Below are 1724 nucleotides of genomic sequence, written 5' to 3'. Positions count from 1 at the left end.
GCCCCGCCCCGGTCCACACCGCGCTCGCGTCCCCGTCGTAGTGCTCGACCAGATACCGGCACAGCTGCTGCACCCGCCCCGCCATTGCCCCCGGATACCGGTGCACGGCCGGTTTCTCCGCGCACAGCGCCGCGAACGCCTCGGGGTCGTACGCCGCGATCTCGTGGGCGTCCAGATCGTCGCGCCCGAGCCGCCGGGCGATGGTGTACGGGCCGGTGAAGGCCCACTCCATGGGGATCTGCTGGTCCAGCAGCATGCCGACGAGGGCGGCGAGCGGGCTGCGCGAGAGCAGCGCGTCGGCGTCCTCCTGCTGCGCGAGCCGGAGGGGACGTCCAGGGGCAGGGGCCATGGGGCGATGGTCCCTCCGGAACGCGCGGCACGCATGCCGTGCGGCCGGTCAGCCGACGCGTACCGCGAGGGCGGCGATGTCGTCGTTGAGGCCTCCGTCGCTGTAGCCGAGGAGGTCGTGGTGAAGGCTGTCGAGGAGCTCGCGGGGGTGGACGGCGGTCTGCCGCCGCATCCAGTCCGCCAGGGGGAAGAACGCGCCGTCATGGCCGCGGGCCTCGGTGACGCCGTCGGTGTAGAGGAGCAGCTGGTCGCCGTGGGCGATCTCGAAGGTGTCGACCGTGTACTGGCCGCCGATGAGCTCCGCGAGGTTGAGCAGCGGGGAGGGGTCGCTGGGCTGGAGGGTGCGCAGCTCCCCCCGGCCCCGGAGGAGCGGCGGGGGATGGCCGCAGTTGAGGACCTTGAGCCTGCCCGTCTCGTGCGGGATCTCGACCAGTAGGGCGGTGGTGAAGCGCTCCACCAGGTCTTCCGGGGGGAACGCGGCGCTGTAGCGGTTGCTGCTGGCCTCCAGGCGGCGCGCCACGCCGCCCAGGTCCGGCTCGTCGTGGGCGGCCTCCCGGAAGGAGTTGACCACCGCCGCGGCCGCCCCCACCGCTGGCAGGCCCTTGCCCCGTACGTCGCCGATGAGCAGCCGGACCCCGAACGGGGTGTCGGCCGCCTCGTAGAAGTCGCCGCCGATGCGGGCCTCCGCGGCGGCCGCGAGATACAGCGAGTCGATCTCGACGCTCCCGAAGAGGCGTGGCATGGCCCCCAGGACCACCGTCTGCGCCGCGTCGGCGACGAGCCGCACTTGAAAGAGGGTCCGCTCCCGCTGGAGCCGGACGTGGCTGCCGTACGCGGCCGCGACGGTGACCGCGACGATCCCGCCCGCCGTCCACCACGTCCCCAGCCCGGGGAACACGATGCTGAGGCCGATCATGAGGAACAGGCAGACCGTGCCGAGCAGGACGGTGGGGAGCACGGGCCACATGGCGGCGGCGAGGGCGGGCGCGGCGGGCAGGAGGCGGCTGAAGGCCATGCGCCTGGGCGTGTTGTACGCCAGGGCGGCGATGACCACGGTGAGGATCACCGGGGAGAGCTGGACAGGGGACCATCCGCCCTGGGGGGAACGACGGAACAGCGGCCGACCTGGCTGGGTCATAGTCCATAGAATATCCGCACAATACGGACATAGGGCTGGGTTGAGGTGGAGCCCGGCCCGGCGGGATACGACCGTCAGTTCGAGGAAAAGGTCCAGCGGGCGCCGAAGGACGTGTCCTCGATGGCGAGGCCGGACTGCTGGAGCTGGTCGCGGATGGTGTCGGCGGTGGCGTAGTCCTTGCGGGCCCGGGCGTTCTCACGCTGTTCCAGGACCATCCTGACCAGCGAGTCCACCACCC

Annotated in this window: 2 protein-coding genes and 1 pseudogene; all 3 read right to left on the bottom strand. The window is 72.1% G+C overall.

The window, feature by feature from the left end; genetic code table 11:
- Nucleotides 1–349: HhH-GPD-type base excision DNA repair protein (locus K6I33_RS34810; protein WP_308297371.1), on the bottom strand; the 349-nt coding region annotated here is incomplete at its 3' end.
- Nucleotides 350–397: 48 nt separating this feature from the next.
- On the bottom strand, nt 398–1486 hold the full coding sequence (locus tag K6I33_RS34805; RefSeq protein WP_229358793.1) for a PP2C family protein-serine/threonine phosphatase: 1089 nt from the start codon (nt 1484–1486) through the stop codon (nt 398–400).
- A 74-nt stretch (nt 1487–1560) separates the two neighbouring features.
- A pseudogene (locus tag K6I33_RS34800) lies at nt 1561–1724 on the bottom strand (cysteine--tRNA ligase); the annotation flags it as partial.

Origin of the sequence: Streptomyces sp. UNOB3_S3, from assembly GCF_020740895.1 — a bacterium.
GTDB lineage: Bacteria > Actinomycetota > Actinomycetes > Streptomycetales > Streptomycetaceae > Streptomyces.
This window is presented reverse-complemented; position numbering and strand designations above follow the sequence as displayed.

Bases quoted from the DNA above. Each gene is read 5' to 3' on its own strand.
- K6I33_RS34805 (WP_229358793.1), bottom strand. From the start codon at position 1,486: ATGACCCAGCCAGGTCGGCCGCTGTTCCGTCGTTCCCCCCAGGGCGGA.